Genomic DNA, 21,595 nt, shown 5'->3' on the forward strand with positions numbered 1-21,595 from the left:
TTTTGTAGTTCAATGGGTTATAACTTACAAGTCAATATTGATAAATCATCTGGGTTTTGCTTCGGAGTGGTTTATGCTATCGAAATGGCAGAAGATATTTTAGATAACGAAGGTTATTTATATTGTCTTGGCGATATTGTTCATAATGATGAAGAGGTAGAACGTTTAACCAAGCGTGGATTAAAAATTATTGATCACGAAGTTTTAAAAGACTTACGAAATGAAAAGGTTTTAATTAGGGCACATGGCGAAGCACCATCAACTTATCAATTGGCTCTTGAAAATAACCTTACACTAATTGATGCATCATGCCCTGTGGTGTTAAAACTTCAGAATAGAATCAAAAATTCTCATGATGATGATGAGCAGATTTTGATTTTCGGCAAGCATGGCCATGCAGAAGTAATTGGCTTGCAAGGGCAAACCGATGGAAAAGCCATTGTTTTTCAGGACCTAGCCGAACTTGATCATGTTGAACTTCCATCAAAATTTACGTTATACAGCCAAACCACAAAAAGTACAGATAAGTTCTATCATATAAAAGATGAATTGCTGAGTCGTGGCTATGAGGTAAAAGCAAATGATACCATTTGCAGACAAGTATCTAACCGATATCAGGAGCTGGAAAACTTTGTGAGCCATTATGATAAGATCATTTTTGTTTCAGGTAAGAAATCATCCAATGGAAAAGTGCTGTACGATGTATGTAAAAAATTCAACGATCAATCCTATTTCATTTCGAATATAGAAGAATTAGATTTAAGCTGGTTCACAGAAAATGATAAGATTGGAATCTGTGGTGCTACTTCAACACCTATGTGGCTTATGGAAAAAGTGAAAGCCCAATTAGAACAATACTAAACATCCGTTCTGCTGTAACTTTTACCTGCGTTAACTGTTTATCTTATAAATTATAAACATTTAATATTCTCCATTTGAAAAAGAATCACGCTTATTTAGGTGTCTTAATTGCTGTAGTGCTAATTGCTGTATGGCTTAGCTCCCTTTCTTTTTTGCTATCATGGAACTTCTCCTGGAGTAATCCTTTGGTTTACCTGATGATTTTCATTCAAATGCATCTTTATACAGGCTTATTCATTACGGCTCATGATGCCATGCATGGCACAATCTCATCTAATAAAACGGTTAACAATTTTATTGGTTATCTTTCTGTATTCCTTTACGCAGGCTTTTTCTATAACCGTTTATATGCCAAACACCATAAACACCATAGCCATGTACATACTGAAGAAGATCCTGATTTTGCACCTCATGGTTTTTGGAAATGGTATTTAAGGTTTATGCTAAACTATGTAACCATTATTCAGCTCATAATTATGGCGGCAGCTTTTAATGTTTTACAGATTTGGTTTGAACAGCAAAACTTATTGCTTTTTTGGGTTTTACCATCACTGCTTAGTACTTTTCAATTATTTTATTTCGGCACTTACCAACCACATAAAGGAGATCATGAAAATGAATATCACTCCTCAACACTCCAAAAAAATCATCTACTCGCTTTTTTTACCTGTTATTTTTTTGGATATCATTTAGAACACCATCAAAAGCCAGCTACACCTTGGTGGCAATTGTATAAAACAAAATAAATCGATTGGTTTAAAAGATCACAGGCTCGAAATTAACGATTATCGAATCTGCTTTAATACTGATGTAAATTTGACTAAAAAATGTCTAGTATCACATTTTAAGGATAGGCATAAAACAATAAAAACGCGATATTTGCGCCACGAAACATATTTTTATCAATGAGCAAAAAGGGAATTTTACTTGTAAATTTAGGAACACCTGATAGTCCGGCAACACCCGATGTTAAAAAATATCTTGATCAGTTTTTGATGGATGAGCGGGTGATTGATATCCCTAAATTAAACAGAACACTATTGGTTAAGGGAATAATTGTTCCCTTCCGTAGCCCTAAAACTGCTAAATTATATAAGGAAATCTGGAATGAAAATGGATCTCCGTTACTGTATTATAGTCGCTTGCAAGCGCAAATGTTACAGGAAAAACTGGGTGACGAATATCATGTAGAACTGGCCATGCGTTATCAAAGTCCGTCTATTGCATCAGCATTAGCCAACTTAAAGGCAGGCCTGGTAGAAAGTATTCAGGTTATTCCAATGTTTCCGCAATATGCCTCTGCAAGTTCGGGCTCTGTGATGCAATTGGTGATGGAATTGGTGAGCAAATGGCAAACAGTACCGCCAATCTCTTTCGTAAATTCTTTTCATGATAACGAGCTGATGATTAAGGTTTTTGCCGAAAATGCCAGAAAACATCGGGTAGAAGACTTTGATCATGTACTTTTTAGTTTCCATGGATTGCCTGAACGTCAGCTTCTAAAATGTGATCACACCGGTAGCTATTGTTTAAAAACAGCAGATTGCTGCCAGACTTTAAATGATACGAATAAATTTTGTTATTCTGCACAAGGGCATGATACCGCCAGGCTAATAGCGAAAGAGCTTAACCTATCAAGAGATCAATATACGGTTTGCTTTCAATCGCGTTTAGGGAAGGAGCCATGGGTACAACCTTATACAACCGATGTATTGAAAAAATTGGCTGCTGAAGGTAAAAAACGACTATTGGTTTTTAGTCCGGCGTTTGTTGCCGATTGCTTAGAAACACTTTATGAAATAACTGTTGAATACCATGAAGAATTCAGGACATTGGGCGGTGAACATGTGCAATTGGTGGAAAGCTTAAATGATAGTCCGGTGTTTATTGAGGCTTTAGCTGATATGGTAAAATAACTTTTAAAATGGCAAAATTTATTATTTTAATGGGGGTTTCCGGAAGTGGAAAAACAGTTATCGGTAAAGCATTGGCACCATTAATTAATGCTGAATTTATCGATGGCGATAACTTGCATGCTCAAAGAAATGTAGATAAAATGTCTGCAGGTATCCCCCTTACTGATGCCGACAGGCAAGACTGGCTGGAATTAATTGCACAAGTGGGGCATAAGCATGTAGCTCAGGGAACAAGTTGCATTATTGCCTGTTCTGCACTTAAAAGAGCATATCGTGATCTGTTAAGAAAAGACAACGATTCGATCTGTTTTGTATACCTGAAAGGTAGCTTTGAATTGATTCATGGAAGAATTTCAAAAAGATCTCATCAGTATATGCCTTCCAGTTTATTGGAAAGTCAGTTTGAAACTTTAGAAGAACCTCAAAATGATGAGACAGATGTTTTTGTGGTTTCGATAGATCAGGAAATTCCGCAGATTGTTAATGAAATTGCTAAAGCCGAAATCATTTCGTAATCGTTGAAATGATCTGATCTGTTGCGCCCTTTTTGTCCTTTACATATTGTTTAGCAATTATTGCAGCCTTGGTATTATCCTTGAAATCATAAAAAGCAATTATTAATTCATCAGTTGTGCTAATACTTCTAGCTGCTCCCAGAGCTATTAAATCCTTCGCCTCCTGAAATTTATCATACTTAGGGCCAAAAATTACAGGTAAGCCAAAGGCAGTTGCTTCTAAAGTATTATGAATGCCAGCACCAAAGCCACCACCAATATAAGCCACCTTCCCATATTGATAAAGCGCAGACAACATGCCGATGTTATCAATAATTAACACTTGAGACTTAAGATCTGAGATTTGAGAATGGCCAACATTTAACTGCGAACTGAAAACTGAAAACCGTATGCTGCCAACCGGAAAATGTTTTTCTATACTTTCAATGTGGCTTTCGTGAATTTCATGCGGTGCAATGATAAATTTCCAGTCGGGATATTTTTCTGGCAAAGCTGATAAAAGTTTTTCATCTTCTGGCCAGGTACTCCCACATATTACAGTTGGTGAATTTCCAATAAATGTTTCAATTAAATCTAATTTTTTTGGCGTTTGAGCATTTTCAAAAACCCGGTCAAAACGGGTATCACCATTAATAGTTACCTGATCTATTCCGATTGATTTAAGTAAATTTTCACTTTCTTCATTTTGAACAAAGAAATAAGTCACCGCTGATAGCATTTTCCGATAGAAGCTGCCATACCATTTAAAAAATGCCTGGCCAGGTCTGAAGATTCCAGAAATTACATACAGCGGAATGCCTCTGACTTGAAGCTCTTTAAAATAAAAATGCCAGAATTCATATTTCGTAAATATGGCCATTTCAGGGTTAACCGCATCAATAAATTTTTTTGCATGGTATTTAGTATCAAGCGGAAGATAAAAAACATCAGCCAAGGCATAATTTTTTCTGATTTCATATCCTGATGGTGAAAAGAACGTGACTACAATTTTCTTTGAAGGATATTTTTCTTTTAGTTTTTCTAATACAGGTCTTCCTTGTTCAAACTCTCCTAAAGATGCGAAATGAAACCAAACGTGTTTTTGACTGGCATCTATCCGCTTTGTGATTTGTTGATAAACATTTTTACGGCCACGAATAAACAGTTTAGCCTTTAAGTTAAATAGAGAAAAAATCCTGATGATGAAAGCATAAACCTGAATTCCGAGGATGTAAAGCAAAAGCATAAGTGTAATTTCATATCTTCGTGGCAAGATAAAACGAATATATTTAAAAAGCTTAAGAAATATATGAAAATAGCCGTTATTGGTACCGGATACGTTGGTTTAGTTACTGGAACATGTTTAGCAGAAACAGGAAATGATGTGATCTGTGTAGATATAAATGAAAGTAAGGTAAAAAAAATGCAGGATGGTGAAGTGCCCATTTATGAGCCTGGACTAGACCTGTTATTCCATAGAAATATAGAGCAGGGGAGGTTAACCTTTACCACTAATCTTGCTGATGCAGTGAAAGATGCACAAATTATCTTCATGGCCTTACCTACGCCCCCGGGTGGAGATGGCGCTGCTGACCTTTCGTATATTTTAGGTGCGGCAAAAGATATTTCTAAACTGATTACAGAATATAAAGTTATTGTAAATAAATCTACTGTTCCTGTAGGCACGGCAGATCAGGTTAAGGCGGTTTTCCAGGCAAATACTTCCATCGAAGTGGATGTGGTTTCTAATCCGGAGTTTTTAAGAGAAGGCGTGGCTGTTGATGATTTCATGAAACCCGATCGTGTGGTATTGGGTACCAGAAGTGAAAAGGCTAAAAAGTTAATGTCCGAGCTTTATGGTCCTTATGTCCGTCAGGGAAACCCAATCTTATTTATGGATGAGCGTTCCTCCGAATTGACTAAATATGCAGCTAATTCATTTCTCGCTACTAAAATTACCTTTATGAATGAGGTGGCAAATCTTTGTGAATTGGTGGGTGCCGATGTAGATGCGGTACGAAAGGGAATTGGATCGGATGACCGTATTGGCAAGCGTTTTCTTTTTCCTGGCGTAGGTTATGGTGGCTCCTGCTTCCCGAAAGATGTTCAGGCTTTAGTGAAATCTTCTGATGATTATGCTTATGACTTTCAGATTTTGAAATCGGTAATGGAAGTTAACGAGCGACAAAAAACTATTCTGGTAGATAAGGTACTGAAATATTATAAAAACGATATTAAAGGAAAACATTTTGCGCTTTGGGGCCTTGCATTTAAGCCAGAAACTGATGACATTCGTGAGGCACCAGCTTTGTACATTATTAAAGCATTGATTGAACATGGAGCAACCGTTTCCGTATTTGACCCCGAAGCGATGAAAAACGTGGAGGCCATTATAGGTGATCAGGTTAAATACGCTAAAAATCAATATGAGGCGCTGGAAAATGCTGATGCGCTACTCATTGCTACAGAATGGTCGGTATTCCGGAATCCTGATTTTGAAAAAATTGATCAAATCTTAAAAAATAAAGTAGTATTTGATGGGCGTAATTTGTATGATTTACAAAAAATGATCGATCTTGGCTACTATTATAACAGTATAGGCAGAAAATTGATAGATTAAAATGAGTCAAAAAAGAATTTTAATCACAGGTGCAGCCGGATTTTTGGGCTCTCATCTTTGTGATCGTTTTGTGAAAGAGGGTTATCACGTTATTGGAATGGATAACCTGATCACTGGTGATTTGGCCAATATTGAGCACCTCTTCAAATTGGAAAACTTTGAGTTTTACAATCACGATGTTTCTAAATTTGTACACGTTCCAGGCAAACTTGATTATATTCTTCATTTTGCTTCGCCAGCCAGCCCTATTGATTACCTTAAAATTCCAATACAAACCTTAAAAGTTGGCTCATTAGGTACGCATAACTTGTTAGGCCTGGCTAGAAATAAAGGTGCAAGAATGCTAATCGCTTCAACATCTGAAGTATATGGAGATCCAAGTGTAAACCCTCAGCCAGAAGAATATTGGGGAAATGTGAATCCTGTTGGTCCTCGTGGTGTATATGATGAGGCCAAACGTTTTCAGGAAGCCATTACCATGGCTTATCACACTTTTCATGGTGTGGAAACCAGAATTGTTAGAATTTTTAATACCTATGGCCCAAGAATGCGCCTAAATGATGGCCGTGTTTTACCTGCATTTATTGGTCAGGCTTTAAGAGGAGAAGATTTAACTGTTTTTGGTGATGGTAGTCAAACCCGTTCATTTTGCTACGTAGACGATTTAATAGAAGGTATTTATCGCTTACTTATGAGTGATTACGCTCAGCCTGTAAATATTGGTAATCCGGATGAAATTACCATCAAACAATTTTGTGAAGAAATTATCAAACTTACAGGTACCTCACAAAAAATAGTTTACAAGGAGCTTCCTCAGGATGATCCCAAACAAAGGCGACCAGATATTACCAAAGCCCGGGAGATTTTAAGTTGGGAACCAAAAATAGGCCGGGCAGAAGGTCTGAGAATTACTTATGAATATTTCAAATCTTTACCTGCCGAAGCATTAGAAAAAATCGATCATAAAGACTTTACCACATTTAACCGTTAAGATGTCAAAAATATTAGTTACCGGTGGAACTGGATATATAGGTTCTCACACTGTTATAGCATTACACAATGCAGGTTATGAAGTTGTCATCATAGATAACTTATCAAACTCACACATTAAAATTTTAACCCAGCTACATACCATTACCGGTAAGTGGTTTGATTTTAATGAAATTGATCTTCAGGACGAAAATGCTGTAAAAGAATTTGCAGCTGCCCATTCGGATATTACAGGGATTATTCACTTTGCTGCATCTAAAGCGGTTGGTGAATCTGTTGAGCAACCTTTAAAATATTATAAAAATAACTTTTACGGCTTAATTAACCTACTTACTTCATTCAACAAAAAGATTGATTTTGTGTTTTCTTCGTCCTGTACCGTTTATGGCCAGCCTGATAGCTTACCGGTTACAGAGGCCGCTCCGGTAAAAAAAGCAGAGTCGCCATATGGCAATACCAAGCAGGTGGCAGAAGAAATTTTAGCGGAAACTGCAGCCGTAACGCCTGAATTAAATGTTATCGCATTGCGCTATTTTAATCCCGTAGGTGCGCATGAAACCGCTTTAATAGGCGAATTGCCAAATGGGGTTCCTGCTAATTTAGTGCCCTTCATTACACAATCTGCTATTGGAAAACGTGGCCCAATTACGGTGTATGGGAATGATTACGATACCCCTGATGGTTCTGCTATACGTGATTATATCCATGTGGTAGACCTGGCAAAAGCGCATGTAGCGGCAATTAAAAAACTAGAGAAGAAAGAAACCTCTTCAAATTATGACGTTTTCAATATCGGAACCGGTAAAGGATCTTCAGTTTTGGAAATCATTTCTGCCTTCGAAAGTGTTAATGGAGAAAAACTTAATTATAACATTGGCCCAAGAAGAGCTGGTGATGTTGTCCAGGTTTATGGTGATGTTACCAAATCCAATCAGGAATTGGGTTGGAAAGCTGAACTGGATATTAACGAAATGATGCGATCTGCCTGGGAATGGGAAAAATATATTAAGGCTAACCCTTTTTAAATGAAATTATCGGAGCACAAAGATTTAAAAAATGCAATAACAGACTTGCCTATTAAGGAAAAAGACAGGTTGTTATTGCGTTTAATTGCAAAAGATAAAGTGCTTACTGAACACCTTCATTATAAATTACTGGAAGATGAATCAGATCTGGAAAATCGGAAAGAAAAGATCAGGGCTGATGTAGAAGATCAGCTTGCGGATTTAAAAAAGCTAAATGCGAAGGAAGCTTTGGTTAAAGTAAGGAAGATGATTACAACTGTGAATCATTTTTATAAAGTTACGAAAGATCCTATTGGTGAAGTTGAATTGAAGATATATATATTAAACATCGTACCATTCGACTATCGTAAATCAACCCTGGGTTATCGGGATTACATGATTTTATTTTCTACGTTTTATTTAAAAACTGTTGCAGTTACCATCAGTAAATTTAAAAAATTACACGAGGATTTGCAGTTTGATCTGAGTGAAGACTTGAATCACTTGCTAACCAAAATCTATTCTTCTAAATTAGCTCCTTCAGCTGAGGCATCAAATCTTCCTAAAGAAATAAATTAACACGGTGATGTTCGGATTATTTAAGAAAAAGCAAATAGTGCCTGAATTTAATTTCGCCAATATTGGTGTAGATATGCATTCGCATATTATTCCAGGGATAGATGATGGCGCACAAACCTTGCACGATTCTATTTTATTGGCTAAACGTTTTAAAGCATTGGGGTTTAAAAAGCTAATTGCAACACCACATGTTATGGCTGACTATTTCAGGAATACACCTGATACCATTAACCGTGGATTAGACATTTTAAGAAAAGGTTTGGCAGATATACAGCTTGATTTGGAAATAGATGCTGCCGCCGAATATTATTTAGATGAAACTTTAGAAAAAAAGGTTAAACAAAAAGAAGTGTTAACCTTTGGGAAGCAATATCTTCTCTTTGAACTTTCTTATATTAATGCCCCGCAAAACTTATTTGACTTTATTAAAATTATCCAAGATGCTGGCTATACACCCGTATTGGCCCATCCAGAGCGTTACCCTTATTTTTACGGTTCTATAGAAAGTTATTATCAAATCAAAGAAACAGGTTGTCAGCTTCAAATGAACTCCATTGCCTTAACCGGATACTATGGATCAGGAGCAAAAAGAGCAGCGGAAGAAATGGTAGAAAATCATTTGGTGAATTTTATTGGCAGTGATATGCATCATTTAAAACATGCAGCTGCACTTGAAGAAAGTCTGAATACCCCTCTTATGCAAAGATTGCTCAGTCAGCATCAGCTGAATAATGTAATGATTTAAATTCCTATCTATTGTTAGCAAGGCCTTACTCGTATCTTAAAGCCTCAACAGGATCTAAGCGAGATGCTTTTTTTGCAGGATAATATCCTGAAAGGATTCCTACACCAACACATAATACAAAGCCACCGAGAATAAATGTCCAGGGAATCAGGAACGCTCCTCCCATGGCCAGTGATATGATATTGCCCAGAACGATGCCTAAGAATATCCCCAATGCGCCACCCATTAAACAAATCACCACAGCTTCAATTAAGAATTGACGGCGTATTACTTTTGGATTGGCACCAATTGCTTTACGGATTCCGATTTCTCTGGTACGTTCGGTTACAGAAACCAGCATAATATTCATTAAGCCAATGGAAGCGCCAATAAGTGTGATAATTCCTATTGCTATACCGCCAACAGCAACAAAAGCCAGGTTCTCAAATAGTGTTTGCGCAATGGCATCACTCTTTGTAATTTCAAAGTTATTGGTTTCATTAATTTTTACCTTCCTGATATTTCTAAATAGGGCAGTAGACTCACCAATTACATTTTCCTGATGGTTGTTATCCGCTACCATCACCGTAATGGTATACGAAGGATTAGCATTTGCATTAATTTGCTTTGCTTTGAGTAAAGGTACATAAACCGCTCTATCACCACTAAAGCCCATGCTTGAACCTTTTTTTTCTAATACTCCAATAATTTTAAAACGGTTGTTCCCTACATTAATTAATTTATCCATTGGGTCAGCATCTTTGAAAAGTCTAGTCACCACTTCACCACCAACGATGCAAACGTTGCTTCCCATTTTTACTTCAGAGGCACCAAAATTCCTTCCCGCTGAAAGATTTAAGCCCTGAGATGCCAAACCATTTTCATCAATACCCTGAACATTAATATTTGGATTGGTTTTTAAATTTCCGTATTTAACTGTAGAACCGCCACTGGCTACAACACTTACTGCAACTGTAGCAGGTGCATTTAAACTGTCTTTAAATTTAACAGCATCTTCATATCTAATGGCTTTGAAAGGCTTTGGTCTTTTGCCATTTCCAATTCTAATTCCCGTACCACGGTTTCTAATGGTAAATGAATTTGCACCCATACTGCTAAAAGCATCTGTCATACTTTTTTTAACAGCATCAAGCGTGGTGAGGATTCCAACCAGCGCCATTAATCCAATTGCAATAATCAAAGCCGTAAGCATGGTACGCAAACGATTACCCTTAATGGATTCTAGTGCCAGTCTGATGTTTTCTCTGTAATTCATTTAGTGTAGCGGTAAGCGTTTGGCTGAAGAGGCCTGTAAAAATAAAAAAAGTCCCGATGTTTAGACAAGGGGACTGTACTTTATGTTACAATAATATTTTTTTTATGCAGAGAAGCTTGTTCCGCAACCACAAGTACTGGTTGCATTAGGATTTACAAAAGTGAAACCGCGGGAATTTAAACCATCCTGCCAGTCTATCATCATCCCCATCAGGTACATCTGGTGCGCTTTATTCATGAAAACTTTAATGCCGTCAATAAAAAACTCCTGGTCTCCTTCTTTTTTCTGGTCAAAGCCTAAAATATAGTTCATTCCAGCGCAACCACCTCCTTCAACGCCTACACGTAAACCATAATCTTCTCCAATCTCCTGCTGATCTTTTAATTTATATAGTTCTTTAGATGCTCCCTCAGAGAAAGTAACCGGTGCAAATGTGGTATCAACTGTTGTGCTCATGTCTATTTAAATTTTATCTATCACAAATATAAATAATAATGTACATTTTTGCTTTCAGCGGTTCGTTAAAATTACCGTAATTAAACAATACCCATGAATAGTCAACAGATTTTAACTGATATCGTTATATTATTTGCAGGCATTTTTATTGCCTTGATGGCGGTATATTATATTTTGAAAAATGATATACAGCGGTTTTTTAATTTAAAAGAAGTAGAACTAAATAAAGAAAGCAGGTCACATCTTCTGCCATTGCGTTTACAGGCACATGAACGATTGATTATTTTTACTGATCGTATTAATCCAGCCAACTTACTGGTGCGTTTACATCAACAAGGGATTGGCATTTCTACACTTCAAGCTGGCATACTAAACGAAGTGAAATCTGAATACCAACATAATATTACACAACAACTGTATGTAGATAGTGTTACCTGGAATGTTGTTCGGAAATTAAAAGATGATACCATTGGAATGATTAATAATGCCGTTAGTGGTTTGCCTGTAGATGCAAATGGGATAGAATTAAGCAAAGCAATTTTAACGCATATGGCAAGTATTGATGAAAATCCTTATGATTTAACGATTGAATTAATTAAAAAAGATATTCAAAAAATGTTCTAGCCGAGAAGATGTAGTTAGTTGAGAAGTTGCATGGTAATCGAATATTCAGCAATTATTTCATAAGGTGTTAAGGATGGTGTTTATAACTGAACAATCAGCCTGTTAATAAACAATATCAGATAGATGTTTAATATTTATTTTGAGCTGGTTAATCAAGAAGATATTTTAAGGATATTTAGTGCAAATTAAATAATCAAATCAAACACATCAATAGGTCTGAACTGTTGTTCACCTAACCACCTAACCACCTAACCACCTAACCACCTAACCACCTAACCACCTAACCACCTTTTCAACTTCCCGCTATGAAACATACCACCACCTCCGGAATCGAAATTAAAGAACTTTATCTTTCTGCTAAGCCCATGGAAGAAAAACCTGGCGAATTTCCGTTTACCAGAGGTATTCAGAAGGATATGTATCGCGGGCGCTTATGGACGATGAGGCAGTACGCAGGTTTTTCTACCGCCGAAGAATCTAATAAAAGATACCATTATTTACTGGCGCAAGGAACAACAGGTTTATCGGTAGCGTTTGATTTGCCTACGCAGATTGGTTATGATTCTGATCATGAAATGGCTGATGGCGAAGTAGGCAAGGTTGGTGTGGCTATTGATTCATTAAAAGATATGGAGATTCTTTTTGCTGGCATTCAACTGAAAGATATTACCACATCCATGACGATAAATGCTACTGCATCTATTTTACTGGCGATGTATATTGCTTTGGCAAAAAAACAAGGCGCAGATTTGAAGCAAATTTCAGGAACTATTCAGAACGATATTTTGAAAGAATATGCTGCAAGAGGAACATACATTTATCCGCCCAAGCCCTCTATGCGATTGATCACTGATATTTTTGAATTCTGCAGTCAGGAAGTCCCAAAATGGAATACCATTTCCATTTCTGGTTATCATATTCGAGAAGCAGGTTCCAATGCCGTACAAGAGCTTGCTTTTACACTCGCGAATGGAAAAACCTATCTTAAGGCTGCTATTGATAAAGGTTTGGATATCAATGTTTTTTCAAAACGGCTTTCATTTTTCTTTAATTGCCACAACAACTTTTTTGAGGAAATAGCAAAATTCCGGGCTGCCAGGAGGATGTGGTCGAAGATTACTAAAGATCTAGGTGCTACTGATGAAAAGGCACAAATGTTGCGTTTTCATACTCAAACAGGAGGTTCCACATTAACTGCACAGCAACCGCTCAATAATGTGATCAGGGTAACAAATCAGGCTATGGCAGCTGTTTTAGGCGGAACACAATCCTTACATACTAATGGTTATGATGAGGCCCTTTCTTTGCCAACAGAGGCTGCAGCGAAAATAGCCTTACGTACCCAACAAATTATAGGTTTTGAAAGTGGTGTTACCGATACGGTAGACCCATTGGCTGGTTCTTTTTTTATAGAAAATTTAACTGATGAAGTAGAAGCAGCAGCCTGGAGATATATTGATAAAATTGATGCCATGGGTGGATCAGTTCATGCCATTGAAAGTGATTATATGCAAAATGAAATTGCTCATGCCGCTTATGAATATCAGAAAGAAATCGAAACTGGTGAGCGAATCTCGGTTGGAGTTAATATGTTTACACAGCCTGAAGAAGGCATAACAGAAGTATTCCATATTGATGAATCCATCAGAAAACTTCAATCGGATAAATTAATTCATCTAAAAAGCACTCGTGATTATATTGCTGTAGAAAAGGCATTGAAATTATTAGAGGAAGGTGCAAATGGAAGTGCTAATCTTATGCCGCTAATTATTGATGCAGTAGAAAAATACGCCACCTTAGGAGAGATTGCAGACGTGATGCGCAAAACTTTCGGTGAATATAGGTAGTCGTAAGATAAAATATTTTGAAGCAAACAGATTATCCTGACACAAAACTTTATTGAGATTAAAGTTCAATAAGCATGAATAAACGCACGCTACTATTGATCGTAAATTTAGCGTCTTAATAATCAGTGAATTGAGTTTTTTGACCAATAAAATCTACAAATTATATGATAATTGAAAATAGAATGGCTTGGATTTTGCGCAATGCGAATCAGCTTGATGAAATGAAAATATCATATGCATTAAGATAAAAATGTGGATAATGTATGTTAGTAAATAGTTATCAACATAAAAAATTGAGGTTAACTAGGCTAGGGTATTACCTTTCAGTAGGTTACGATTTATTTGAAATTTTTGTTTAAAATGTTGATAATTTTCTCAATATTCGTAGTCCCGAAACGGACCATCCAGTATAGTCGAAATGGCACTGGAAATCAATAAATTATAGAAATCGCAATGGAAAAAACTTGTACTGAAGTGTGGAAGAACTGTCTTCAAATTATTAAGGATAACATCCCGACCCAAAGTTTCAAAACTTGGTTCGAGCCTATAACAGCCCTTAAGTTAGAAGGTAAGGTTTTAACCATACAAGTGCCAAGTTTGTTCTTTTACGAATGGCTTGAAGAACACTATGTAGGCTTGCTACGTAAGACTGTAAAAAAACAACTTGGAGATGATGGCAGGTTAGAATATAATATCGTGGTTGATAAATCATCAAATAGCGGTAATCCATATACGACAAACATGCCCTCAAATGGAAACGGAGCAGAGGCCAAGGTACAGTCTATGCCAATCCCTGTTTCAATTAATAAGGATATTAAAAATCCATTTATTATTCCTGGATTAAAGAAACTAAACGTTGACCCTCAATTAAACGCTAACTACACTTTTGAAAATTATATTGAAGGTGATTGTAACCGTTTAGCCCGCTCAGCAGGTTACGCTGTAGCTGCTAAACCAGGTGGTACATCATTTAACCCCTTAATGATTTATGGCGGCGTAGGTTTAGGTAAAACTCACCTTGCGCAGGCAATTGGTAATGAAATTAAACGCAGCATGCCAGATAAACTGGTAATTTATGTAAGCTGTGAAAAATTCTGCCAGCAGTTTGTAGACTCGTTAAAGAATAATACTATTAATGACTTCGTTAACTTTTACCAGGCGATGGATGTGATCATTATGGATGATGTACATAACTTTGCGGGTAAAGAAAAAACACAGGATATTTTCTTCCACATCTTTAACCATTTGCATCAATCAGGCAAGCAGGTTATCTTAACTTCTGATAAAGCACCTAAAGATTTAGCTGGTTTAGAAGAACGTTTATTAAGTCGTTTTAAATGGGGCTTATCTGCAGATTTACAAATTCCTGATCTGGAGACGCGTATCGCAATCTTAAGGAAGAAAATGTATGCTGATGGTATTGAACTACCTGGTGAAGTAGTAGAATACGTAGCGCATAATATTGATAACAATGTTCGTGAATTAGAAGGCGCAATGGTTTCTTTACTGGCACAGGCAACTTTAAATAAGAAAGAGATCGATTTAGCGTTAGCTAAGCAGATGTTAAAGAATTTTATTAAAAATACGACGAAAGAAATTTCGATGGAATATATTCAGAAGTTGGTATGTGAGTATTTTGAAGTTCCGGTTGATATGGTTAAATCTCAAACCCGTAAACGTGAAATTGTACAGGCACGCCAAATTTCCATGTATCTTTCTAAAAGCCATACTAAATCTTCATTAAAAACTATTGGTGCCTTTTTTGGTGGTCGTGATCACAGTACAGTAATCTATGCTTGTCAAACTGTAGAAGATCTGATTGATACAGACAAGAAATTTAAAGCCTACGTACACGATATTCAAAAGAAATTAAAAATGAGCTAAAAAAGGTTCAAAATAGAAGACCTAGGATTTAAGATTTAAATCTTTGTTATCTATTATGATTCCTGAAAATAAAAAAGTCCTGATTTGAATTTTCAAATCAGGACTTTTTTGTTTAAATATTTCAAGCAGTTGACTAGGCTTTTCTAAAATGTCTGAGTTAGTAAATCATTAGAAAGCTAATGATATTGCATCTTTTCAATTTCAGCTAAACCATAATGTAATGCAGCCACATGAATACATTGGGCAATTTTATTTTCCTTGAGCAATTGTTTTACCTCATCAATGGTGTACTCTTCCACATTCAAAATTTCATGCTCATCCAAATGTTGCTCATGGGTTTTAGTTCCGCCAGTAAGTAAATAAGTAAAGGTTTTGTTATTTGCCGTAGCGGGATTTGGATAAAGTTCTGCCACGAGTTTACAGGTTTTGAAAGTATAACCTGTTTCTTCCATTAACTCCCTTTTAACACCAGCTTCCGGCCCTTCATCGCCATCTATTACGCCACCCGGAACTTCAAGTGATACAATGTCTGCGCCATGGCGATATTGCCGCACCATAATCATTTTCCCTTCTTCAGTCAAAGCAATAGCAGTGGCCCAGTCGGGATATTCCAGAACAAAATAATCATCCTTAATCGTTCCGTTTGGTAGTCGCACCTCATCTACCCGTAATGTTGCCCACTTCTCTCTCACTAAATATTTAGAGGCAAGTTTTTGCCACTTTTCAATTCTGGTCATAAATGTTATTCAAAATTCTAAATCAGATGTATTGCTGTATCGTTTTTTGGCGATGTAAATTAACCAAATGTACAATCTTGTGCTCATCTGCTAAATACTGATAAACCAGATTCAGTTTTGGCGCAATACTCTGGTTTCTTTCGGTACTAATTCCAAGTTCGTAATAAAGAAACTCACTCAAAGAATCTAATTTCTCGGGTGGAAAATTGCATTTCTGCAGCCAGGTTTTGAAAGTAGTGAGGTCATCGCTTTCCAATATATCAACTGGCAGGGTAAAACCATTCTCCATCGTATTGTTAAATATCTCTTGGGCATCCTTTAATTTGCCTTCCAGTTTTAAGCCCATTATGCGAGCTAAAACCTCAGCAAGCTTCTGGATTTCTGTTGTGATTAAATCTTTTCTATACATTATATGGTCATGTTTTATTTAAAGTTAAATGCACTTGTAAGATAAAAAGCGTTTAACATCCCAACCTAAAGCCTACCAGCTTCCGCTAGATCCACCACCACCGAAACTGCCTCCTCCAAAGCCACCAAATCCACCACCAGAAGATCCTCCGCCAAAACCGCCGCTGCCCCAGCCACTGTTTCCACCTCTACCGCCGCCACTTCCAAAAAGCATACCCCAGAATAATGCATTTGATGCACCACGTCCACCAATTACACTTCCGCCACCACCACCGCCTTTACGTATGATAATGATGATTATGACAACAATAAAGATCACAATAGCGATACTTCCGATGCCACCTTTTTTTGAAGATGAAGCTTTAGGGCCATCATTTTTATATTCTCCCTTGGTATATTTAATTATTGAGGTTGTACCCGCATCTAGTCCGGCATAATAATTTCCGGCTTTGAAATTTGGCTTAATATCATTATCTATAATACGTTTGGCATAAATATCAGGTAATGCACCTTCTACTCCATAACCAGTTTGAATAGAAATTTTTCTGTCGCCAACGGCCACAACGATCATGATACCATTGTTTTTCCCACTTTGGCCAACACCCCATTTTCGGCCCAGTTCTACAGCATATTCATTAATATCATAATCACCGACCGATTTTAATATTGCAATTGCAATTTGTGTAGAAGAAGAATCATTAAAGGTAACAAGCTTGCTTTCCAGCATCTGCTTTTGATCAGCCGAAAGGACATTAGCATAATCATTAACCAATGTATTGGGCTTTTCAGGAAAATCTTGTGCAAAACTAAAAGCAAATAAACAGCAGAATAACGATAAAAGGAATAATTTTTTCATTGTTTATTTATTTTCAGGTTTATCCATAAATACAATATCATTTGGCAATTCATTGATGTCTCCTTTTTGCGGAGGGAAGAATAAAGCTAATTTTTCTCCAGCCAATGCCACTCCTGCAATAATGCCATCCGCCAGGTTACCTTTGGCAAAGTGAGCGGTCATGGCGATTTTAGTAGTCTCCCAAAAATCAGCAGGCACAACTTTATTAATCCCAGAATCACCAATAATGGCAAATTTATGATCTGAATGAGCGAGATAGATCAGTACGCCGTTTCTTAAGGACGTTTTATCCATATCTAGTTTTGTAAAATATTCTATGGCTTTTTCGTATGGATCACCTTCACAATGTTTATCAATGGCAATTCTTAATTCACCCGAGGTTGCTTTCTCTGCATCAGAAATGGCCTGAGCAATTTTATCTTGTTCAATATCTGAAAATAACGACATGATTCTATTTTAATTGAAGTAAAAAGGGTAGTGTGTATTTAGCAATTAAACACACACTACCCTTAAATATTTTGGTTTTGATTTTAAAATTCTACTTTAGGTGCATCTTTTGCAGTAGCATCTGCTTCAAAGTACCCTTTAGGTTTAAAGCCAAACATACCTGAAGTTAAATTTGTTGGGAATGATCTGATTTTTCCGTTATACTCCTGTACCGCATCATTGAAATCTTTTCTGGCAACTGTAATTCTGTTTTCAGTGCTTTCTAGCTGTGCTGATAAATCACTAAATTGCTGTGTTGCTCTTAATTCAGGATAAGCTTCAGTAATTGATAATAATTTACCCAATGCCTGACTTAATTGTCCTTGCGCTGCCTGGTATTTCTGAATGTTTTCTGGCGTTAAATCATCTGCATTCACCGTCATTTGTGTTGCTTTTGCACGGGCTTCAGTTACGGCAGTTAAAGTTCCTTGTTCAAATTTAGCCGCACCTTTAACTGTGCTAACCAGATTCGGAATTAAATCCGCTCTTCTCTGATATTGAGTTTGTACGGTTCCCCATTTTGATTTTACATTCTCGTCAAGCTTAACCATGCTGTTATATCCGCATGAACTTAAAGTAGTAACCGCAATTACAGCAGCTAAAATCCCAAATACTAATTTTTTCATTTTTATGGTTTTATCTTTTGTTGTCAACTGATTATATTTCAATTTACGAATGAGATTACAAAATCCGTTCCTTTGTTACAATTTAGGTGAAAAACATGACAAGTTGTATGCAAAGTATGCGTTATTTACAATAATCGGCAAAGATTGCCAGTTGAAACCTTTGCTCAAATATTGGATTTTCTATTTATCTTTGTCTTAATTCAGGATAAAAACCTGACAGTTTACATGCAAAAAGAGATCGAAATTACATTGCTTCCGCATCAGGTAGCGCAATCCGAAATAATCAAAACCAAGCTTGCCGAAACTTTAAAAGTGTCTGAAGATCGTATTAAGGCATATGATATTTTAAAGCGCTCGATAGATGCCAGATCACGAAAGGTTATTTTTCGAATATTGGTTAAAGTTTTCGTTGACGAGGAACCTCAGCCTGAAATCCAGACTATTCATTATTCAAATGTTAAGGATGCAAAACCAATCATTATTGTTGGGGCCGGTCCCGCAGGCTTATTTGCTGCTTTGCAATGCATAGAAAATGGAATGAAACCTGTTATTATTGAACGTGGTAAAGATGTTAAACAACGCCGCCGAGATTTAGCTGTCATTAATAAACAAGGGGTAGTTAATACCGAATCTAACTATTGTTATGGAGAAGGTGGAGCAGGAACCTATTCAGATGGTAAACTTTATACAAGATCCAACAAACGTGGTGATATTAATAAAGTACTTCAGGCATTTGTAGATCATGGTGCAGAAAAGGATATTTTAATTGATGCCCGCCCGCATATTGGCACGAATAAATTACCGCATATTATTACAGCCATCAGAGAAACCATCCTAAATGCAGGAGGAGAAGTAATCTTTGATAGCCAAATGACTGACATACTAATTGAATTTGGAAAAGTTAAGGGTATAGAAATAAACTTTGAAGAAAAATTATTCGCAGATGATCTTATTCTGGCCACCGGTCATTCTGCCAGAGATGTGTATGAATTATTGAACAGAAAAAATATACGCATCGAGGCAAAGCCATTTGCACTTGGGGTTAGGATCGAACATCCTCAAGAAATTATTGATGCCGCTCAATATCACTGCGATACACGATCCGAATTTCTTCCTCCTGCTTACTATAGCCTGGTAGAACAAGTTGGCGCACGTGGTGTATTTTCGTTTTGTATGTGTCCGGGTGGAATTATTGCGCCCTGCGCAACAGGCGAAAATGAAATAGTTGTTAATGGTTGGTCACCCTCTAAGCGAAATAACCCATTTGCCAATTCCGGCACTGTGGTTCAGGTTACGTTAGATGATGTTTTGGGCTATGACCCTTTAAGAATGCTAAATTTTCAGTCTGAAATTGAAAAAATTGCTTTTGAGGCTGGTGGAGGAAATTTAGTTGCACCCGCACAGCGGATGGTAGATTTTGTGAATAATAAACTTTCAATCGATTTGCCTAAAAATTCTTACCTACCGGGAACGAAAAGCGTTATGCTGGATAATATTCTTCCTGAATTTGTATCTAATAGTTTAAGAGGAGCACTTCCATTGTTTGGAAAGAAAATTAAAGGCTACTATACAAATGAAGCAATTTTGGTTGGTGTAGAAAGCAGAACATCATCACCTGTTCGCATTCCGCGAGATAAGGAAAATTATCAGCATCCTCAGGTAAAAGGCTTATATCCTTGTGCTGAGGGCGCGGGTTATGCTGGCGGTATTGTAAGCGCTGCTATAGATGGAATTAATTGTGCAAATGCAATCTTAGCTTCCAGATAACAAACTTTATAATAATCAGATTGTTCTGCTATTATGTTTACTATCATAAAAGAAGTTCAAAAAGCCTTTAATGGCGATTCTTGGCACGGAAACCATGTAATGCAAACGTTAAATAATGTTGATCCCGAAAAAGCTTTCCAACATTTTATTCCAAATGCTCATTCCATAGCAGAAATTGCATTACATCTAACGGCCTGGACGGAGGAAGTTACTTCTCGTTTAATGGGTAATCCTGAAGCTGAGCCTGCTATGGGCGATTGGCCTTCTCCTTCAGAAAAAACTCCTCAAGCCTGGGAAAGGATTATTTTTGATTTCAAGACGGCGAACGAAGAACTTATTCGGCACAGTGGAAATATAATGGATGAAGATTGGAATGATTCATCTAAAGAAGAGCTAAGTGCAGTGGGTACAGGTGTTACTTTTATGGAACTTTTAAATGGTCTTGTGCAGCATCATGCTTATCACTCCGGACAAATCGCATTGCTCTCTAAGTTTTAATCAAATATTATCCAATTCAATTTAATTATAATGAAAAAGACACTAATAATAGGTGCATCTCCAGATCCAACAAGATATGCTTATAAAGCAGCACATATGTTAACACGTTTTAATCACGAAATTGTGAATGTTGGTATAAAAAAGGGTGAAGTTGCAGGTGTAGCAATTGAGCAGCCAAATGAAATTTATCAGGATATTGATACAATTACACTATATATTGGTCCTGCTTTGCAGCCACAATATCATGATTATATACTTGAGACTAAACCAAAGAGAGTTATTTTCAATCCAGGTACAGAAAATTATGAATTGGAAAAGTTGCTTGATCAGCATGGAATCGAACCCTTAGAAGCCTGTACCCTTGTCATGTTAAGTACAGGGCAATATTAAGACAAATATGATCAGAGGAATTAGTTTTAGAACTTTAGATAAAGTATATGTTATTGGTTATGAAGCTAATCCTCTTATATATTGTACATGATATAAATATCATGTTATAATAGTTCAAATACTTATAGCTTCCTAAGCTCAACCCTCTCGATTTATTTGCTATTAAGATTTTATTCTTCATCATGCTCTCTAAACCTCTTTTCACAAATAAATTCCTATTGTCTATATGTTCTCTATGCCTATATGGTTTAAAATCATTTAGGCAAATCTACCCCTTTACCTTATTAAAAATCTCTGCAAACACCCATCCTTTGAAAATGGTTTATTTATTTAAATTTTTTTGTGATGATTTACAGGAGCTTATGATTTTAAAGAATAAAATAGGGCCGATGCGTTTGCAGGGGTATTAATTTTTGCTACCTTTGCAACCCGCTTCGGAGGAAAGGGCTGGTGCTGAAAAGCGTGTTAATGATGTGTTGAGGTTAGAAAGGCGGCAAAATTTATTTCAAATAAAATTTGCTGAAGCGAAAAAGATCATTACCTTTGCAGCCC

General features: G+C 36.7%; 23 protein-coding genes. 15 read left to right on the forward strand and 8 right to left on the reverse strand.

Annotation, left to right across the window (positions count from 1 at the left end):
* The first annotated feature begins 12 nt into the window (after positions 1-12).
* From AN34_RS14060 to AN34_RS14075, 4 genes are all read left to right on the forward strand, one after another.
* Positions 13-861, forward strand: a complete 849-nt coding sequence (locus AN34_RS14060) for a 4-hydroxy-3-methylbut-2-enyl diphosphate reductase (RefSeq protein ID WP_029286490.1) — start codon at positions 13-15, stop codon at positions 859-861.
* A 74-nt stretch (positions 862-935) separates the two neighbouring features.
* Positions 936-1,607, forward strand: a complete 672-nt coding sequence (locus AN34_RS14065; protein WP_082468408.1) for a fatty acid desaturase — start codon at positions 936-938, stop codon at positions 1,605-1,607.
* Between the two features lie 159 nt (positions 1,608-1,766).
* The gene (hemH, locus tag AN34_RS14070) at positions 1,767-2,777 is read left to right on the forward strand and encodes a ferrochelatase (protein ID WP_029286492.1); all 1,011 of its coding nucleotides are present in this window, start codon (positions 1,767-1,769) and stop codon (positions 2,775-2,777) included.
* Positions 2,778-2,785: 8 nt separating this feature from the next.
* Positions 2,786-3,292, forward strand: coding sequence for a gluconokinase (locus tag AN34_RS14075; protein WP_029286494.1), 507 nt, complete (start codon positions 2,786-2,788; stop codon positions 3,290-3,292).
* Here the strand turns inward: AN34_RS14075 and AN34_RS14080 are convergent.
* Positions 3,282-4,544 carry a 3-deoxy-D-manno-octulosonic acid transferase gene (locus AN34_RS14080; RefSeq protein WP_369818091.1) on the reverse strand — a complete coding sequence of 421 codons (1,263 nt, stop codon included), beginning with the start codon at positions 4,542-4,544 and terminating at the stop codon, positions 3,282-3,284. The genes AN34_RS14075 and AN34_RS14080 overlap by 11 nt on opposite strands.
* 36 nt (positions 4,545-4,580) lie before the next feature.
* On the opposite strand from AN34_RS14080, the gene AN34_RS14085 reads away from it, so the two are divergent.
* The 5 genes from AN34_RS14085 to AN34_RS14105 are packed head-to-tail and all read left to right on the forward strand — an operon-like array spanning position 4,581 to position 9,209.
* Positions 4,581-5,891: a UDP-glucose/GDP-mannose dehydrogenase family protein gene (locus AN34_RS14085; protein WP_029286497.1), complete on the forward strand. Its 1,311-nt coding sequence runs from the start codon at positions 4,581-4,583 to the stop codon at positions 5,889-5,891.
* A gap of 1 nt (position 5,892) precedes the next feature.
* On the forward strand, positions 5,893-6,882 hold the full coding sequence (locus tag AN34_RS14090; protein WP_029286498.1) for a UDP-glucuronic acid decarboxylase family protein: 990 nt from the start codon (positions 5,893-5,895) through the stop codon (positions 6,880-6,882).
* Position 6,883: 1 nt separating this feature from the next.
* Positions 6,884-7,906: a UDP-glucose 4-epimerase GalE gene (galE, locus tag AN34_RS14095; RefSeq protein ID WP_029286500.1), complete on the forward strand. Its 1,023-nt coding sequence runs from the start codon at positions 6,884-6,886 to the stop codon at positions 7,904-7,906.
* Positions 7,907-8,464, forward strand: a complete 558-nt coding sequence (locus AN34_RS14100) for a hypothetical protein (protein ID WP_029286501.1) — start codon at positions 7,907-7,909, stop codon at positions 8,462-8,464.
* 7 nt (positions 8,465-8,471) lie between these two features.
* On the forward strand, positions 8,472-9,209 hold the full coding sequence (locus AN34_RS14105; RefSeq protein WP_029286503.1) for a tyrosine-protein phosphatase: 738 nt from the start codon (positions 8,472-8,474) through the stop codon (positions 9,207-9,209).
* A 25-nt stretch (positions 9,210-9,234) separates the two neighbouring features.
* On the opposite strand, the gene AN34_RS14110 is transcribed toward AN34_RS14105, so the two are convergent.
* The gene (locus AN34_RS14110; RefSeq protein ID WP_029286504.1) at positions 9,235-10,464 is read right to left on the reverse strand and encodes an ABC transporter permease; all 1,230 of its coding nucleotides are present in this window, start codon (positions 10,462-10,464) and stop codon (positions 9,235-9,237) included.
* 102 nt (positions 10,465-10,566) lie between these two features.
* Positions 10,567-10,920 carry an iron-sulfur cluster assembly accessory protein gene (locus AN34_RS14115; RefSeq protein WP_029286505.1) on the reverse strand — a complete coding sequence of 118 codons (354 nt, stop codon included), beginning with the start codon at positions 10,918-10,920 and terminating at the stop codon, positions 10,567-10,569.
* A 93-nt stretch (positions 10,921-11,013) separates the two neighbouring features.
* Here AN34_RS14115 and AN34_RS14120 point away from each other — a divergent pair, with 93 nt between their 5' ends.
* The 3 genes from AN34_RS14120 (at position 11,014) to dnaA (ending at position 15,275) form a co-directional block, all read left to right on the forward strand.
* Positions 11,014-11,544, forward strand: coding sequence for a hypothetical protein (locus AN34_RS14120; protein ID WP_029286507.1), 531 nt, complete (start codon positions 11,014-11,016; stop codon positions 11,542-11,544).
* Between the two features lie 305 nt (positions 11,545-11,849).
* Positions 11,850-13,391: a methylmalonyl-CoA mutase gene (locus AN34_RS14125; RefSeq protein WP_029286509.1), complete on the forward strand. Its 1,542-nt coding sequence runs from the start codon at positions 11,850-11,852 to the stop codon at positions 13,389-13,391.
* A 453-nt stretch (positions 13,392-13,844) separates the two neighbouring features.
* Positions 13,845-15,275, forward strand: coding sequence for a chromosomal replication initiator protein DnaA (gene dnaA / locus AN34_RS14130; protein ID WP_029286510.1), 1,431 nt, complete (start codon positions 13,845-13,847; stop codon positions 15,273-15,275).
* Positions 15,276-15,451: 176 nt separating this feature from the next.
* Here the strand turns inward: dnaA and AN34_RS14135 are convergent, their stop codons facing one another.
* The 5 genes from AN34_RS14135 to AN34_RS14155 all read right to left on the reverse strand — a co-directional run bounded on the left by AN34_RS14135 (position 15,452) and on the right by AN34_RS14155 (position 18,388).
* Positions 15,452-16,012, reverse strand: coding sequence for an NUDIX hydrolase (locus AN34_RS14135; protein ID WP_029286512.1), 561 nt, complete (start codon positions 16,010-16,012; stop codon positions 15,452-15,454).
* A gap of 22 nt (positions 16,013-16,034) precedes the next feature.
* On the reverse strand, positions 16,035-16,421 hold the full coding sequence (locus AN34_RS14140) for a hypothetical protein (protein WP_029286513.1): 387 nt from the start codon (positions 16,419-16,421) through the stop codon (positions 16,035-16,037).
* 72 nt (positions 16,422-16,493) lie between these two features.
* Positions 16,494-17,276, reverse strand: coding sequence for a YgcG family protein (locus tag AN34_RS14145; RefSeq protein WP_029286514.1), 783 nt, complete (start codon positions 17,274-17,276; stop codon positions 16,494-16,496).
* Positions 17,277-17,279: 3 nt separating this feature from the next.
* Entirely contained in the window at positions 17,280-17,723 is a 444-nt protein-coding gene (locus AN34_RS14150; protein WP_029286516.1) for a TPM domain-containing protein, read from the reverse strand.
* An 83-nt stretch (positions 17,724-17,806) separates the two neighbouring features.
* On the reverse strand, positions 17,807-18,388 hold the full coding sequence (locus AN34_RS14155; RefSeq protein ID WP_029286517.1) for a LemA family protein: 582 nt from the start codon (positions 18,386-18,388) through the stop codon (positions 17,807-17,809).
* A 225-nt stretch (positions 18,389-18,613) separates the two neighbouring features.
* On the opposite strand from AN34_RS14155, the gene AN34_RS14160 reads away from it, so the two are divergent.
* From AN34_RS14160 to AN34_RS14170, 3 genes are read left to right on the forward strand one after another with little or no spacing between them, the layout of a single operon-like run.
* A complete protein-coding gene (locus AN34_RS14160) occupies positions 18,614-20,155 on the forward strand; it encodes an NAD(P)/FAD-dependent oxidoreductase (RefSeq protein WP_029286518.1) in 1,542 nt (513 codons plus the stop codon).
* Positions 20,156-20,188: 33 nt separating this feature from the next.
* Positions 20,189-20,653 carry a DinB family protein gene (locus AN34_RS14165; RefSeq protein WP_029286520.1) on the forward strand — a complete coding sequence of 155 codons (465 nt, stop codon included), beginning with the start codon at positions 20,189-20,191 and terminating at the stop codon, positions 20,651-20,653.
* Between the two features lie 30 nt (positions 20,654-20,683).
* Positions 20,684-21,043, forward strand: coding sequence for a CoA-binding protein (locus tag AN34_RS14170; RefSeq protein ID WP_029286521.1), 360 nt, complete (start codon positions 20,684-20,686; stop codon positions 21,041-21,043).
* Positions 21,044-21,595: the final 552 nt, after the last annotated feature.

The organism is Pedobacter sp. R20-19 (genome assembly GCF_000708265.2).
In the GTDB taxonomy this organism is placed as follows: Bacteria; Bacteroidota; Bacteroidia; order Sphingobacteriales; family Sphingobacteriaceae; genus Pedobacter.

Excerpts from the sequence above, each read along its gene's own strand:
- AN34_RS14060 (WP_029286490.1), top strand. The coding sequence starts at position 13 with ATGGGTTATAACTTACAAGTCAATATTGATAAATCATCTGGGTTTTGC.
- hemH (WP_029286492.1), top strand. The coding sequence starts at position 1,767 with ATGAGCAAAAAGGGAATTTTACTTGTAAATTTAGGAACACCTGATAGT.
- AN34_RS14075 (WP_029286494.1), top strand. The coding sequence starts at position 2,786 with ATGGCAAAATTTATTATTTTAATGGGGGTTTCCGGAAGTGGAAAAACA.
- AN34_RS14085 (WP_029286497.1), top strand. The coding sequence starts at position 4,581 with ATGAAAATAGCCGTTATTGGTACCGGATACGTTGGTTTAGTTACTGGA.
- AN34_RS14090 (WP_029286498.1), top strand. The coding sequence starts at position 5,893 with ATGAGTCAAAAAAGAATTTTAATCACAGGTGCAGCCGGATTTTTGGGC.
- galE (WP_029286500.1), top strand. The coding sequence starts at position 6,884 with ATGTCAAAAATATTAGTTACCGGTGGAACTGGATATATAGGTTCTCAC.
- AN34_RS14100 (WP_029286501.1), top strand. The coding sequence starts at position 7,907 with ATGAAATTATCGGAGCACAAAGATTTAAAAAATGCAATAACAGACTTG.
- AN34_RS14105 (WP_029286503.1), top strand. The coding sequence starts at position 8,472 with ATGTTCGGATTATTTAAGAAAAAGCAAATAGTGCCTGAATTTAATTTC.
- AN34_RS14110 (WP_029286504.1), bottom strand. The coding sequence starts at position 10,464 with ATGAATTACAGAGAAAACATCAGACTGGCACTAGAATCCATTAAGGGT.
- AN34_RS14115 (WP_029286505.1), bottom strand. The coding sequence starts at position 10,920 with ATGAGCACAACAGTTGATACCACATTTGCACCGGTTACTTTCTCTGAG.
- AN34_RS14120 (WP_029286507.1), top strand. The coding sequence starts at position 11,014 with ATGAATAGTCAACAGATTTTAACTGATATCGTTATATTATTTGCAGGC.
- AN34_RS14125 (WP_029286509.1), top strand. The coding sequence starts at position 11,850 with ATGAAACATACCACCACCTCCGGAATCGAAATTAAAGAACTTTATCTT.
- dnaA (WP_029286510.1), top strand. The coding sequence starts at position 13,845 with ATGGAAAAAACTTGTACTGAAGTGTGGAAGAACTGTCTTCAAATTATT.
- AN34_RS14135 (WP_029286512.1), bottom strand. The coding sequence starts at position 16,012 with ATGACCAGAATTGAAAAGTGGCAAAAACTTGCCTCTAAATATTTAGTG.
- AN34_RS14140 (WP_029286513.1), bottom strand. The coding sequence starts at position 16,421 with ATGTATAGAAAAGATTTAATCACAACAGAAATCCAGAAGCTTGCTGAG.
- AN34_RS14145 (WP_029286514.1), bottom strand. The coding sequence starts at position 17,276 with ATGAAAAAATTATTCCTTTTATCGTTATTCTGCTGTTTATTTGCTTTT.
- AN34_RS14150 (WP_029286516.1), bottom strand. The coding sequence starts at position 17,723 with ATGTCGTTATTTTCAGATATTGAACAAGATAAAATTGCTCAGGCCATT.
- AN34_RS14155 (WP_029286517.1), bottom strand. The coding sequence starts at position 18,388 with ATGAAAAAATTAGTATTTGGGATTTTAGCTGCTGTAATTGCGGTTACT.
- AN34_RS14160 (WP_029286518.1), top strand. The coding sequence starts at position 18,614 with ATGCAAAAAGAGATCGAAATTACATTGCTTCCGCATCAGGTAGCGCAA.
- AN34_RS14165 (WP_029286520.1), top strand. The coding sequence starts at position 20,189 with ATGTTTACTATCATAAAAGAAGTTCAAAAAGCCTTTAATGGCGATTCT.
- AN34_RS14170 (WP_029286521.1), top strand. The coding sequence starts at position 20,684 with ATGAAAAAGACACTAATAATAGGTGCATCTCCAGATCCAACAAGATAT.